Source organism: Amycolatopsis taiwanensis DSM 45107 (assembly GCF_000519205.1).
Lineage (GTDB): Bacteria > Actinomycetota > Actinomycetes > Mycobacteriales > Pseudonocardiaceae > Amycolatopsis_E > Amycolatopsis_E taiwanensis.
Genome location: NZ_KI912598.1, coordinates 175,917 through 189,189, shown reverse-complemented (window position 1 = coordinate 189,189; position 13,273 = coordinate 175,917). Strand labels below are relative to the sequence as shown.

The window sequence follows — 13,273 nt, the reverse complement described above, 5'->3', positions numbered from 1 at the left end:
TGACGGCATGCTCCGTGGTCTTTCGGCCCATGGGTGCTGACGAGGGCCGCTGGGGCACCTTCGACTGTGAGCGAACAGTGTTGTTCGTGGCCAGGACGATGACCTCGGCGATCCGCCTCCTCGAAGCGTGGGACATCTTCCGCGGGGATTTCCGCGTGAAGGTCGTATTCACGGTCGACGACACGTCCCGCTTCAGCACGGGCGTCCCCGCGCTCCTGCGCACCGCCGGCGTGCCGGAAGTCCTGCCGTGGGAGAACCTGCGCGAAGCATCGTTCGACCTGGCGGTCTCGGCCAGCGAGAACATCGACTTCTCCGCAGTGAAGTCCCGCACTGTGGTATTGCCGCACGGCTTGGGGTTCAACAAGTACGTGCCGGACGTCCGGGGCTCGGGCACGCGTCTCGCGGGACTGCCACCGGCCGAGGCGTTGCGCAGCGGGCGTGTCGTGGTTGTGTTGTCCCACCCCGAACAGGAACACCAACTGCGCGCTGCCTGCCCGGAGATCGCCGGGCACACCGCGGTGACCGGTGACCCCACCTACGACCGGCTACTGGCCAGCGAAGGGCTACGAGACCGCTACCGTCTCCGGCTCGGCACCGGAAACCGTCGGCTGATCCTGCTCAGCTCCACCTGGCGCGCGGAGTCACAGCTCGGGCGCTGGCGCACGTTGCCGCTGCAACTGCTGGCCGAGCTGCCAGCCGACGAGTACCAGGTCGCCGCCGTGCTCCACCCGAACATCTGGGCCTGGTACGGCGAGGCTCAGGTACGCACCTGGTTCGCCGACGCCGTCGAGGCCGGGCTCGTGCTCCTCCCACCGGACCAGGGGTGGCAGGCCGCGCTGGTGGCCGCCGACCAGGTGGTCGGCGATCACGGGTCGATGAGCCTGCATGCCGCCGCGCTGGGAAAACCTCTGCTGCTCGCCGCGTACGGCACCGAGGTCGTGCCCGGCACGCCCATCGACGAACTGGGTCGCACCGCCGGGCATCTCGATCCGCGCCACGGGCTGCGGGAACAGCTCGACAAAGCCGCCGCCACGCACGATCCCCGGCGGTTCGACGGGCTCACCGCGCGGGTCTTCGCGCACGTCGGGGATTCGACCCGGCGACTGCGCGACCTGCTGTACGCCGAACTCGACCTCGCCCCGCCGCGAGCCGATCCCCCATTGCTCCGCGCCGCCGACGCCGAGATCGAACTCCGGCCGGTCACCGCGTTCGATGTCTACACGGCCTTCACGGACGCCACGACGATCACCATGGTCCGGCATCCGCGGGCCGCACGCCGCGTGGCCGAGGCGGCCCCCGCCGACGAGCCGGTCGTGCGCGAAACGGTCCGGCACCTGATCGTGGACGAGGAGGAACTCGATCTCCGTCTCACCCAGAACGCGTCCGTGCTGACCCGGCGGCTGACAACCGATGTGGACACCACAACCGCCTGGACCGCAACGATGCTGCGCAACTTCCCCGGCGCCATCATGGCCGCTGCCGGTGTTCCCGGCGGCTGCCGGGCTTTGCTCCGGGACGGGCGCCGGGTCGACGTCGCCGCTGGGAAAACGGACGCGATGGTCCTCGCCTCGGCGATCTACGCCGCGTTGCTGGCCGAGCGCCTCACCGACGGCCCGCTCATCGTTCGGCTCGGTGCGGGCGAATTCCCGCTGTCCGTCACGGTCACGCCTCCGGCAGGCCGGCCAGCTTGACCCGCAGTCGCTCGGCGTCCGGGCCGCCCAGGTCGGTGTGGATTTCCACCGCACGTCGCAGGGCTTCGCGCCCGTAGGCCGCGTCGCCGGCGCTGATGGCGATTTCGCCGAGCGCTTCCCACGCCTGCGCCTCGAAATGGCGATGACCGCCGAGCAGACCGATCGCCTGCCGGAGCGCCTCGACGGCCTCGGTGTCACGCCCGAGCCTGCCCAGGGTGGTGCCGAGGGTGGTCAGGACCCGTCCCCGCATCCGCTCGTCGTCGACCTCGGCGACGAGATCACGTGCCCGCTCCAGCACGTCCAGCGCTTCGGCCCACCGTGCCCGCATGGCGAGAGAACGACCGTGGAAGTAGGTCGTGAAGGCAACACCGCGACCGTCGTCGGCGCCGGCGAACAGTTCGAGCGCACGGTCGTAGGCCTGGTCCGCCGCGGCCGGCTCGGCATGGTCACGGTAGCGGGCCACCATTTCCCACACCGACGCGAGCAAACGCGGGTTGCCCGCCCGCTCGGCGAGTGGCAGGGCCGCGTTCAGTTCCCGCCCGGCCCGGTCCAGATCGCCCAGCTCCGTCCAGGCCCGGGAACCGAAGCTGCGCAGCCTCGCCTCGGCAGCGGCGTTCTTCCCGAGGTGTGCGGAATTCGCGCCGATGGTCGCGGACTCGGCCCAGTCCACCAGGTAACGGCGGGAGACGTACAGCGCCGTCACCGATTCGGCCAACTGCCAGCACATGTCGTGCCAACCGCGGTCCGCGGCCGCCTTCATCGCGGCCAGCAGGTTCGCTCGTTCCGCATCCAGCCAGTCCAGCGCGCGTGCCTTGGGGTGCTCGCCGGCGAACGGGTCCGTCACTCCCCGCACGATTTCGGTGGACGGGGTGATGCGCAAGCGCCCCGAGTCCATCGCGGCGAGGTCCGCCGACACCGTGCGGATCAACAAATACCGCACTGTCCGGTGCAGCGCGTTGATCTGCTCGTCCTCGGAATCTTCCACGTGCGCCTGGTCAATCGCGTGACGCCGCACCAGGCCGTGAAAACCGCACCTGCCGTCGGCGTTCTCGCTCAGCAGGCCCGCGCCCACCAACAGGTCCAGCAACTCCTCGGCCACGGCCTGCTCGGCGCCGGCCGCAACGGCGATCAGTCCGAGGTCGAAATCGCGGAACGGCAACGCGCCCAGCAGCCGGTACATCCGCTGCGCGGCCGCCGGCAGGTCACGGTAGGACAAGCTGAATACCGCCGAAACCCTCGCCTCCCGGCCGACGGACAGCGCGGCGAGGCCCCGGCTGGTGTCCGCGATTTCCGCGCACAACGCCCGGACGCTCAGGCCCGGCCGGTCCCGCAGCCGGGCCGCGGCGATCTCCAGCGCGATCGGCAACCGGCCGCACAACTCGACGAGTTCGGCCAAGGCGTCCGGTTCCTCGCCCGCCCGCCGGCACACACCCTTGATCAGTCTTTCGCCACTGGTCTGGTCCAACGGCTCCAGCCACAACAACTCCGCTCCGTCGAGAGACAGTTCGGGCAGCCGGCCGGTGCTGGTCACCAGCACCGCGCTCCCGGGCGCGGCCGGCACCAGCGGTCGTACCTGGCCGGTCTCGGTGACGTCGTCGAGCATCACCAGGACCGGCTCATCCGCCGTGTGTGACCGGAACAGCTTGGTGAGTTCCGCCAGGCTCGACGGGATGACCGCGTCGGCCACGCCCAGCGCGCGCAGGCAGGACACCAGCGCGTCGCTCACCGCCGGTTCGGAGCCGCCGCGCAGTTCCGTGAAGTTGATGTAGAGAACGCCACCGGAATAGGACTCGCGGACCGACTCGGCCAGCCGGAAGCCCAGCGCGCTCTTGCCCACCCCCGGCATGCCGCCCACCACCAGGATCCGGGGCGGCCGGCGGCCGCCGACCTCGACCAGGCGCCTGGCCCTGGCCAGTTCCCGCCGCCGGTTGACGAACCGGCCCTTCGCGGCCGGAACCTGGCAGGGCACCCGCGTGCGGTGGGGCGCGGGCGCCGACGCCTGGGTCAGCACGACCTTCTCGATCCGGCCGGCCTGCACGACCGCACCCGCGGAACCTGGCATCAGGTTCCGTACCTCGAGCGAGTCTTCCGGCCCGTCCGACCCCACCCCAGCGGTCATGTGGTTTCCTCCGCGAGTTTGCGCGCGACCGCGATCGTGTCGCCAGGTCGCTCCTGACGAACCCACCGTGACCGGCAATCTACGCTAGGCGATCACGAGGCCACAACCGTACCGGGACGACTGGACACAGTGGACAGAGCGCTCCGGCGGGATCAGGCGCCGAAGCGGAACACGGCCGGATTCCGCGGCGGAGCCACGTCCGGTCGCGCCCACGCGCTCAGCTGTGCGGCGATCTCCGAGTAACCGAGCTTGCCCGTCGACGCCGCGATGACAAGGTCGTACGCCTCGTCGTCCGGCGCATCGAGATCAACACCGTTCACGCCGTAGAAAACGAAGGTGGCCATCCAGGCGAGCCGCTTGTTGCCGTCGACGAGCGCATGATTTCGCACCACGAACTCCAGTAGCACCGCGGCTTTCTCGTGCAGCGTGGGGTACGCATCCTGCCCGAACACGGAAGCCCGTGGCCGGTGCGCCGCCGCGTCCAGCAGTCCGACGTCCCGAATGCCCGGCACGCCCAGGTCTTCCGCGAGTGCCAAGAGGTCGTCGGTCGTCAGGTATTCGACGGTCATTGCGCCAAGCGTTCGAGCAACGCCGCGTAGCGCTGACGCCCCTCGGCCGACAGTGCCCGGACCCGGTCGTCCCGGACCCGGCGAGCGGCCGCATCAGTGATCGCGCGCACGGCTGCTTCGTGCTTGCTCACGCCTTCCGCCTCGGCCAGCAGCGCGAGCGCACGTTCTTGCTCCTCTGTCAGCCGCAACGTCATCGCCATGAATCGATGCTACCGCCGTGGTAGCAAGATCAAAACTGCCCGACTCACACTTCCAGCCTGAGCAGTTCCTTGAGGGCGTCGTCGATGAACCTGGTGTCCTCCGGATTGAGGCCGCCACCGGCGAAATGACCCCACGCCCCCGGAATGACCCGCAGTTCGGCCCGCGGCATGTGCTTGACCTCCCACTCGTTGTCCTCGGGCGGGAAATACAGATCCTGCTGGGCCGGCATCACTATCGCGGGCATCCGGATGGCCGCGAGCGCGTCTTCGACGCCGCGGAACCCCGGTGTCCTGCCGACGTCGGCGTTCTGCCAGGTCCACAGCATGGCCAGCAGGTTGTTCGCGTCACGCTTGAGGAACAGGCCCTCCCAGAAGGAAACCAGGAAGTCCTCCAGCGAGGCGAAGCCCAGCGGATCCCGCTCGTAAATCGTTTCCCGGTAGAACTGCTGGCTGAAGCCCCAGCCGGCATAAACCCGCGACATCGCGCGGATCCCGATGTCGGGCTGCCGGTCGTACCGGCCCCCCGCGTAGGCCGCATCGGCGGTGAGCGCCGCCTTGACCCCTTCAAGGAAGACAATGTTGTGACGGCTGGTCTTCGCCGAACCGCAGAAGGGGAGGATTCGCTTGACCATGTCCGGGAAGCTGACCGCCCACTGGTAGGTCTGCCCCGCGCCCATGGACCAGCCGGTCACCAGCTCCAGCCGCTCGATGCCGAAGCGCTCCGTCACCAGACGGTGCTGGAAACGCACGTTGTCGTACATGGTCACCCGCGGAAACGACGCGCGGTCGTGCGGCGCCGGCGTGTTGCTCGGCGAGGAAGACAACCCATTGCCGAGCATGTTCGGAATGATGACGAAGTATTTCGCCGGGTCGAGCGCCATCCCTTCGCCGATGAGCCATTCGTTGTCGTAGTGCTGTCCGGAGTACCAGGTCGGGTAAACGATCGCATTGCTCTTGTCAGCGTTGAGCTCACCGTAGGTCTTGAACGCCAGTTTTGCGTCACTGAGCGTGGCACCCTGTTGCAACCGGACGTCGCCCAGCTCGAATATTTCGTAATCCATTCCAGCCTCCCTGCCGAATTGCGTCGGTCGCGGACGCGTCATCCACTGTGGAGTATGAAGTCAGGACTGTGGGCGTGCAAAAAGGACAGCCTGCGGCACCTCCTCGTCCGGGTCGAGCAGCATTTGGGCTTCGACGGCGAATCCGGCGTCGCGCAGCCAAGTCGTCACCTGGTCCGGCCGGCGGCGGTGGACGTGGACCTTCATCGGGTGGCCGCCGTAGCCCTCGGTCTTCAGCCGTGACTGGTCACCGACGTGAAAACCGAGCTGCAGCAGTCCGCCCGGGCGCAGTGCGCGGTGGAAGTGCCCGAAGACTCCTGGTACTTCGTCGTCGGGTATGTGGATCAAGGACCACCAGGCGAGCAGGCCGGCGACCGACGCGTCGGGGAGATCCGGATCTGTCATCGAGCCCACCTCGAACCGCACACCGGGATGGTCACGCCGGGCCACGTCGATCATTCCGGGCGAGAGGTCGATGCCGAAGGCGTCGATGCCAAGGGCGCGCAGGTGGGCGGTGACGTGTCCCGGTCCGCAGCCGATGTCCGCCACTGGGCCACCGCCGGCGGAGGACACCAGGTCGGCGAACAACGTCAGCGCCGCTCGCAGGTACGGCCGCTCCGCCAAACTGTCGCGCAATTGGCCGGCATAGCTGACCGCGACCGTGTCGTAGGAGGTTCTGGTGTCGGCCAACCAGTCGTCCGTCTGCACCATCCGCACGGTACTCGAACTTTTGGGGATATAGCGCAACTTTGCGGCAAGCTCGCCATAACGAGCACAAAACACAACCGCCGCCGACCGATTCGGTCGACGGCGGTTGTGCTGTCTGTACCCCCGATGGGATTCGAACCCACGCTACCGGCGTGAGAGGCCGGCGTCCTAGGCCGCTAGACGACGGGGGCTTGCGAGAAGAAACTTACCAGAGCAAGATTTTCTCTTCGCAGCTGGGGTACCAGGACTCGAACCTAGACTAACAGAGCCAGAATCTGTCGTGCTGCCAATTACACCATACCCCAACGGGACCGCTCCGCTTCGCGAACCGGCTCGGTACCGCCGAGAAGAAATATTAGCCCATCGCTCGCCGGCGCTGGAAACCGGGGGCGGATGATCACCGCTGCGCGGGCACGCCGATCCGGGCGAACTCGCTGACCAGCAGCTGAGGCAGTTCGTCGAGGCCGCCGATGACGTGCACGCCCTCGGGCACGACCTCGTGGTCCGAGCCGCCGCGGTCGAGCCAGACACCCTCCAGGCCGGCGTCGCGGGCGCCGACCGCGTCGGTGTGCAGTTTGTCACCCACGTGCGCGGCCTCCTCCGGGCTGCAGCCCAGGGTCGCGCAGACCGAGTGGAACATCACAGGATCGGGTTTGGCGACGCCGAGTTCACCGGCGATCGCCACGTGATCGAAGAACCTGGCCAGACCGAGATCGGTAAGCTTGGCCCGCTGATGGCCGCCGGAGGCGTTGGTCACAGCGGCCAGGCGCACACCGGCGGCGCGCAGCCAGTCGAGGCAGGGCAGCACATCCCCGAACAGCCGCCATGATCGCCGGACGAGTTCCTTGCGCCGCTTTTCGAAGCCCGACACGTGCTCGGCGTCCACCATCACACCCAGTTCGTCCAGAAAACACTGCGTGCGTCTGAAATGTGCGGCGGCGTAGTCCAGCTCACCGGACACCACGAGTGCGGTGTGCCGGTCGGTGACGCGCTCCCAGAGCGGCCAGAGATCCGCACGGCCGAGGAGGGTGGCCAGGGCGCACCGGCCGGCCGCGGTGAAGTCGATCAAGGTGTCGTCGATGTCGAGGCATACCAGCCGGAGGCTGGGCGGGGTCCACGGGTCGGCCGGGGTGTTGAACGGGGTGTCGGGGGCGAGGGTGAGGGTGCGGGCGAAATCCACCCAGCGAGGCTAGGCGAAGCAGCGTCTCAGCGATTCGACCGACAAGGTGATTAGCCCGGAGATTTCTCGCTCGTGACGCTCTACTCTGAGTTGCCCGGGACCGCGCGCTGGAGCCGCTCGAGTGAAACCTCCCGGCCGAGCAACTCCATCGATTCGTAAAGAGGAGGAGAAACCGTACGTCCGGTCACCGCCACGCGAACCGGCGCGAACGCCTTACGGGGCTTGAGTCCCAGTCCGTCCACCAGCGCGTCCTTGAGGGCCTGCTCGATTTGCGACGCCTGCCACTCCGGCACCTGACGCAGTGCCTCGATCGCGCTGCGCAACACGGGCTCCGAGGCGGAACCCAGCGCCTTGGCGGCAGCGTCCTCTTCGGGCGCGAAGGTCGCCTCGTCGACGAACAGGAAGCGCACCAACGACGCGGCGTCCGACAGCACCGTCACCCGCTCCTGCACGAGCGGCGCGATGGCGCGCAGTTTCGCCAGTTGCTCGTCGCTCGGCCGCTCCGGCAGCACGCCCGCGGTGACCAGGTATGGCACCACGCGCGCGGCGAAGTCGTCCGCGGCCAGCGCCCGCAGGTGGGTGGCGTTGATCGCTTCGGCCTTCTTCAGGTCGAAACGCGCGGGATTGGCGCTCACTTTGGAAATCTCGAACGCGTCGATGAGCTCGTCCACACCGAACACGTCCCGGTCATCCGCAATGGACCAGCCAAGCAGCGCCAGGTAGTTGAGCAGGCCTTCGCGGATGAACCCGCGCTCCCGGTAGTTGAACAGGTTCGACTGAGGGTCGCGTTTGGACAGTTTGCGGTTGCCCTCGCCCAGCACGTAGGGCAGGTGACCGAACTCGGGAGTGAAGTCGGTGACGCCGATCCGTTGCAGCGCCTGGTAAAGCGCGAGCTGGCGCGGGGTCGACGGGAGCAGGTCCTCACCGCGCAACACATGCGTGATACGCATGAGAGCGTCGTCCACCGGGTTGGTCAGCGTATACAGCGGATCGCCGTTGGCCCGCACCAGAACCGGGTCGGGGATCGTGCCGGCCGGGAAGGTGATCTCGCCGCGGACCAGGTCCGTCCAGCCCAGATCGGTGTCGGGCATGCGCAACCGCAGGACCGGCTGCCGCCCTTTGGCACGGAACGCGGCACGCTGCTCGTCGGTGAGATCGCGGTCGAAGTTGTCGTAGCCCAGCTTCGGGTCCTGGCCGGCGGCCTTGCGGCGGGCCTCGACCTCTTCGTTGGTCGAGTACGCCTCGTACAGCTCACCGGCTTCGAGCAGCCGCGCGGCGATGTCGGCGTAGATGTCGCGACGCAGGCTCTGCCGGTACGGCCCGTATTCCCCGCCGGCGTCCGGGCCCTCGTCCCAGTCGATGCCGAGCCAGCGCAGCGCGTCCAGAAGCTGCTCGTAGGACTCCTCCGAGTCCCGCGCGGCGTCGGTGTCCTCGATCCGGAACACCAGGGTGCCGCCGTGGTGACGGGCGAAGGCCCAGTTGAACAGCGCCGTGCGGACCAGTCCGACGTGCGGGGTCCCCGTCGGTGAAGGGCAGAAGCGTGCGCGAACCGCGATGTTTGTCATAGCCCGATCAGCCTATCCCGCTTGACCGTACGGCCACACCGGGCCATCCTGGACTTATTCAACACATGATGAAAAGGGGGCCTCCGATGCGCGAGCACACGAACTGCCTCGTCGTGGGTGGCGGACCGGCCGGGATGGTGCTGGCACTGCTGCTCGCCAGGGCCGGCGTGGACGTGACCGTGCTGGAGAAGCACGGCGACTTCCTGCGGGACTTCCGGGGCGACACGGTCCATCCGTCGACGATCCGGCTCATGGACGATCTGGGCCTCGGCGAGAAATTCGCCGCACTCCCGCAAAGCAAGCTCACGACGGTGTCGATTCCGGACGAGGAAGGCCGGGACATCGTCATGGCCGACTTCCGCGTTCTGAAGCACCACCCGTACGTCGCGATGGTGCCGCAATGGGACCTGCTCAACCTGCTGGCCGACGCCGGCCGCGCCGAGCCGCACTTCCACCTCCGGATGAACACCGAGGCGACCGACCTGGTTCACGAAGGCGGGCGGATCGCCGGCGTGCGGTACCGGACGACCGACGGCAACACCGGAGAGCTGCGCGCGAACCTCGTGGTCGGCTGCGACGGCCGGTGGTCGGTGGTCCGCAGGCTGGCGAACCTGCGGCCGAAGGAATACCCGGTGCCGATGGACACCTGGTGGTTCCGGCTGCCCCGCGAAGGCAACGAGCGGCCCGGGCTCACGCCCGGCATGCGCCGCGGGCATTTCGCGGTGGTGATCCCGCGCGAGGGCTACTTCCAGATCGCCTACCTGGCGCCGAAAGGGATCGACGAGCAGCTCCGTGCCGAGGGCCTGGACGCCTTCCGAGCCCGGATCGCCGCGGTGCTGCCCGAGTTCGCCGACCGCGTCGACAAACTGGAGTCGATGGACGAGGTCAAGCACCTCGACGTCCGGCTGAACCTGTTACGGCGCTGGCACATCAAGGGCCTGCTGTGTATCGGTGACGCGGCGCATGCGATGTCGCCGATCGCCGGCGTGGGGATCAACCTCGCGGTGCAGGACGCGGTGGCCACGGCACGGCTGCTCGCCGGGCCACTGCTGCGGGGACGGTTGACGAGCGCCGACCTGGCGCGGGTGCAGCGGCGCCGCTGGCTGCCCACCGTACTGGTGCAGGGACTCCAGCGGGTCATGCACGCCGGAGTCGTGCGGCCCACACTCGACGAGCAGCGCAACGGGCCGCCTCGGCAGGTCGTGAGGATCATGAACCGGCTCCCCGGTCTGCGCTTCGTGCCGGCCTACCTGATCGGAATCGGCTTCCGCCCCGAGCGCGCCCCCGGCTTCGCCCGCCGCCCCGCCTGACCCAGCAATCTCGTCGCCGCTGGTCAAGGACCGGTTGTAATGAGTGACCCGTTCCTCCCGAAAATTGGCATAAACGGGTCACTCACGCGAAGTCGATCGGGAACTTCCCAGCGGTCGCTAAGCCGGCTGGGCGGGGTTGGTGAGGGTGCCGATGCCTTCGACGGTGATGGACACCTGCTGTCCGGCGGAGATCGGGCCGACTCCGGCCGGTGTGCCGGTGAGGATCACGTCGCCGGGCAGGAGCGTCATCACCCCGGAGATGAACTCGATCAGCTCGGGAACCTTGTGGATCAGCAGCGAGGTCCGGGAGTCCTGCTTGACTTCGCCGTCGACCTCGGTGCGCAGGGCCAGATCGGACGGGTCGAGGGAGGTCTCGATCCACGGGCCGAGCGGGCAGAAGGTGTCGAAGCCCTTGGCGCGGCCCCACTGGCCGTCGGCCCGCTGCAGATCACGGGCGCTCACGTCGTTGGCGACGGTGTAACCGAGGACGGCGCTCAACGCCCGGGACGCGGGCACGTTGCGCAGCGGCTGCTGACCGATCACCACCGCCAGTTCGCCCTCGAAGTCGACCCGTTCCGACGCGGCGGGCAGCTTGATCGCCGCGTTCGGGCCGATCACACTCGTCGACGGCTTGAGGAAGATCATCGGCGAGCTCGGCACCTCGTTGCCGAACTCGGCGGCGTGGGCGGCGTAGTTGCGGCCCACCGCGATCACCTTGGTCGGCAGGATCGGCGCGAGCAGCCGGACGTCGGCCAGCGGCCACCGCTTCCCGGTGAAGTTGGGCCGGCCGAACGGATGTTCGGCGATCTCCAGGGCCTCGGCGTCACCGCCCTCGCCTTCGATCGAAGCGAACGCGACGCCACCAGCATGAGCAATCCGAGCTAGACGCACACGATCACCTTAATATGCGCTCCATCGCACCGGCTCGCACGCCACCGGCCGACCGCCGGTACCGGCGCGAGTCCCACACTCCCGTAGCGCGTGTCCCACACTCCCGTAGCGCGAGTCCCACACTCCGGTAGCGCGAGTTCCACACTCCGGTAGCGCGAGTCCCGCCTTCCCGTTGGACCGGAACGTGGAACTCGCACGACGGGAACGTGGAACTCGTACGACGGGAACGTGGGACTCGCGCGACGGGAACGTGGGACTCGCGCCGGCTATATGCGAAGGCTCTTGTGAACCAGCGCGTCGCACAGGGCCAGCCAGCTGGCTTCCACGATGTTGCCGTGCACACCGACCGTGGTCCACTCCCGCTCGCCGTCACTGGACTCGATGAGCACGCGGGTCACCGCATCGGTGCCGGGGTGGCCGGCCAGGATCCGCACCTTGTAGTCGGCCAGCTCGACTCGGTCCAACCACGACAGGTGTGGCGTCAGCGCCTTGCGCAGCGCCGCGTCCAAGGCGTGCACCGGGCCGTTGCCCTCCGCGGTCGCGATCACCCGCTCGCCACCGACGTGCACCTTGACGGTCGCTTCGGAAACCACCTCGCCGCCCGCGTGGTGGTCGAGCACCACCCGGTAGGACTCCAAAGTGAACGGTTGCTCGGCCGGCCCCTCGATCTCCTGACGCAGCAAGAGTTCCAGCGACGCGTCCGCGGCCTCGAAGGACCAGCCTCCGGCTTCCAGCCGCTTCACCTTGTTGACCGCGCTGGTAAGCGCCTCCGGCCGGCCGGCGAGGTCGACCCCGAGTTCGCGTCCCTTGAGCTCCAGGCTCGCCCGCCCGGCCATCTCCGTGACCAGGACCCGCATGTCGTTTCCGACCAACGCTGGGTCGATGTGGTTGTACAGCAACGGGTCCACCTTGATCGCGCTCGCGTGCAGCCCCGCCTTGTGGGCAAAGGCCGACCCCCCGACGTAGGCATGGTGGGCGTCGGGTGCGATGTTCGCGATTTCGGCAAGAGCGTGGGAGACGCGGGTCAGCTCGGCCGCGTTTCCGGCCGGGAGCACCGGCATATCGAGCTTGGTCACCAGGTTTCCCGCCACCGCGAACAGATCGGCGTTGCCCGCGCGCTCACCGTAACCGTTCGCGGTGCACTGCACGTGCGTCGCACCCGCCTGCACGGCGGCGATGCTGTTGGCCACCGCACAGGAAGTGTCGTCCTGGCAGTGAATGCCGAGCCGGAATCCGGTCCGTTCGGAGACCGTGCGCACGGTTTCGGCGAGACCCAGCGGAAGCTGGCCGCCGTTGGTGTCGCACAGCACGACCAAGTCCGCACCGGCAGTCATCGCGGCGTCCAGCACCCGCAACGAAGTGTCGGAGTCGTAGGCGTACCCGTCGAAGAAGTGTTCCGCGTCGAGGAAGACTCGCCGCCCCTCCCCCACCAGGAACGACACCGTGTCCGCGACCATCGCACAGGCTTCGGGCACGTCCACGCGCAACGCGCGTTCGATGTGCCTGCGGTCGGATTTCGCCACCAGCGTCACCACCGGAGCCTGCGCGTCGAGCAGCGCGCGAACCTGGCCGTCCTGCGCGGCGGTGGTACCGGCCTTGCGGGTCGAGCCGAACGCGACCAGCACGGCGTGCTTGAGAATCAGCTCACCGGCCGCGGCCTTGGCGAAGAACTCGGTGTCCTTCGGCAGCGCCCCCGGCCAACCGCCCTCGATGAACCCCACGCCGAGTTCGTCGAGCAGCCGCGCCACCGCGAGCTTGTCGGCCACCGAGTACGAGATTCCCTCGCGCTGCGCACCGTCACGCAAAGTTGTGTCGTAGAGGTGGAAATCGTCGCCGAGCGGCGTGCCTGCGGGCTCCGTGCGGGTCAAGACTCTTACTCCTTGCGGGATGGAAGGTGTTGCGGGACAAACAAAAAACCTCCCGCAGGGTGCGAGAGGTTTGCGCGCCGCGTGTCCATTGGGGACTACCCAGCGCGCCTGCCG

Annotated in this window: 11 protein-coding genes and 2 tRNA genes; 2 read left to right on the top strand and 11 right to left on the bottom strand. The window is 68.3% G+C overall.

The window, feature by feature from the left end:
- Positions 1 to 29 precede the first annotated feature (29 nt).
- Positions 30 to 1,691, top strand: a complete 1,662-nt coding sequence (locus A3CU_RS0135670; RefSeq protein WP_043843682.1) for a hypothetical protein — start codon at positions 30 to 32, stop codon at positions 1,689 to 1,691.
- Here the strand turns inward: A3CU_RS0135670 and A3CU_RS48380 are convergent.
- The 9 genes from A3CU_RS48380 to gltX all read right to left on the bottom strand — a co-directional run bounded on the left by A3CU_RS48380 (position 1,663) and on the right by gltX (position 9,090).
- Entirely contained in the window at positions 1,663 to 3,810 is a 2,148-nt protein-coding gene (locus tag A3CU_RS48380) for a tetratricopeptide repeat protein (protein WP_052372738.1), read from the bottom strand. The genes A3CU_RS0135670 and A3CU_RS48380 overlap by 29 nt on opposite strands.
- A 152-nt stretch (positions 3,811 to 3,962) precedes the next feature.
- Positions 3,963 to 4,379: a type II toxin-antitoxin system death-on-curing family toxin gene (locus A3CU_RS0135660; RefSeq protein ID WP_027946253.1), complete on the bottom strand. Its 417-nt coding sequence runs from the start codon at positions 4,377 to 4,379 to the stop codon at positions 3,963 to 3,965.
- Positions 4,376 to 4,579, bottom strand: coding sequence for a CopG family transcriptional regulator (locus tag A3CU_RS0135655; RefSeq protein ID WP_027946252.1), 204 nt, complete (start codon positions 4,577 to 4,579; stop codon positions 4,376 to 4,378). Before A3CU_RS0135655 ends, A3CU_RS0135660 begins: the two co-directional genes overlap by 4 nt.
- 44 nt (positions 4,580 to 4,623) lie before the next feature.
- Complete coding sequence (locus A3CU_RS0135650; protein WP_027946251.1) at positions 4,624 to 5,640, bottom strand: alpha/beta fold hydrolase; 1,017 nt, start codon at positions 5,638 to 5,640, stop codon at positions 4,624 to 4,626.
- A gap of 60 nt (positions 5,641 to 5,700) precedes the next feature.
- Positions 5,701 to 6,348, bottom strand: coding sequence for a class I SAM-dependent DNA methyltransferase (locus A3CU_RS0135645; protein ID WP_043843680.1), 648 nt, complete (start codon positions 6,346 to 6,348; stop codon positions 5,701 to 5,703).
- Between the two features lie 115 nt (positions 6,349 to 6,463).
- Positions 6,464 to 6,536: transfer RNA gene (locus A3CU_RS0135640), tRNA-Glu, on the bottom strand.
- 42 nt (positions 6,537 to 6,578) lie between these two features.
- Positions 6,579 to 6,650, bottom strand: a tRNA-Gln gene (locus A3CU_RS0135635).
- A gap of 92 nt (positions 6,651 to 6,742) precedes the next feature.
- Positions 6,743 to 7,441: an HAD family hydrolase gene (locus tag A3CU_RS0135630; RefSeq protein ID WP_027946249.1), complete on the bottom strand. Its 699-nt coding sequence runs from the start codon at positions 7,439 to 7,441 to the stop codon at positions 6,743 to 6,745.
- 164 nt (positions 7,442 to 7,605) lie between these two features.
- Positions 7,606 to 9,090 carry a glutamate--tRNA ligase gene (gltX, locus tag A3CU_RS0135625; protein ID WP_027946248.1) on the bottom strand — a complete coding sequence of 495 codons (1,485 nt, stop codon included), beginning with the start codon at positions 9,088 to 9,090 and terminating at the stop codon, positions 7,606 to 7,608.
- An 86-nt stretch (positions 9,091 to 9,176) separates the two neighbouring features.
- On the opposite strand from gltX, the gene A3CU_RS0135620 reads away from it, so the two are divergent.
- On the top strand, positions 9,177 to 10,400 hold the full coding sequence (locus tag A3CU_RS0135620; protein ID WP_027946247.1) for an FAD-dependent oxidoreductase: 1,224 nt from the start codon (positions 9,177 to 9,179) through the stop codon (positions 10,398 to 10,400).
- 117 nt (positions 10,401 to 10,517) lie between these two features.
- Here the strand turns inward: A3CU_RS0135620 and A3CU_RS0135615 are convergent, their stop codons facing one another.
- Both A3CU_RS0135615 and cimA read right to left on the bottom strand, forming a co-directional pair.
- Entirely contained in the window at positions 10,518 to 11,291 is a 774-nt protein-coding gene (locus tag A3CU_RS0135615; RefSeq protein WP_027946246.1) for a fumarylacetoacetate hydrolase family protein, read from the bottom strand.
- 266 nt (positions 11,292 to 11,557) lie between these two features.
- Positions 11,558 to 13,159: a citramalate synthase gene (gene cimA / locus A3CU_RS0135610; RefSeq protein WP_027946245.1), complete on the bottom strand. Its 1,602-nt coding sequence runs from the start codon at positions 13,157 to 13,159 to the stop codon at positions 11,558 to 11,560.
- Between the last annotated feature and the right edge of the window lie 114 nt (positions 13,160 to 13,273).

What these genes read in the sequence shown, in the direction of transcription:
- A3CU_RS0135670 (WP_043843682.1), top strand. Translation starts at nt 30, where the DNA reads ATGGGTGCTGACGAGGGCCGCTGGGGCACCTTCGACTGTGAGCGAACA.
- A3CU_RS48380 (WP_052372738.1), bottom strand. Translation starts at nt 3,810, where the DNA reads ATGACCGCTGGGGTGGGGTCGGACGGGCCGGAAGACTCGCTCGAGGTA.
- A3CU_RS0135660 (WP_027946253.1), bottom strand. Translation starts at nt 4,379, where the DNA reads ATGACCGTCGAATACCTGACGACCGACGACCTCTTGGCACTCGCGGAA.
- A3CU_RS0135655 (WP_027946252.1), bottom strand. Translation starts at nt 4,579, where the DNA reads ATGGCGATGACGTTGCGGCTGACAGAGGAGCAAGAACGTGCGCTCGCG.
- A3CU_RS0135650 (WP_027946251.1), bottom strand. Translation starts at nt 5,640, where the DNA reads ATGGATTACGAAATATTCGAGCTGGGCGACGTCCGGTTGCAACAGGGT.
- A3CU_RS0135645 (WP_043843680.1), bottom strand. Translation starts at nt 6,348, where the DNA reads ATGGTGCAGACGGACGACTGGTTGGCCGACACCAGAACCTCCTACGAC.
- gltX (WP_027946248.1), bottom strand. Translation starts at nt 9,090, where the DNA reads ATGACAAACATCGCGGTTCGCGCACGCTTCTGCCCTTCACCGACGGGG.
- A3CU_RS0135620 (WP_027946247.1), top strand. Translation starts at nt 9,177, where the DNA reads ATGCGCGAGCACACGAACTGCCTCGTCGTGGGTGGCGGACCGGCCGGG.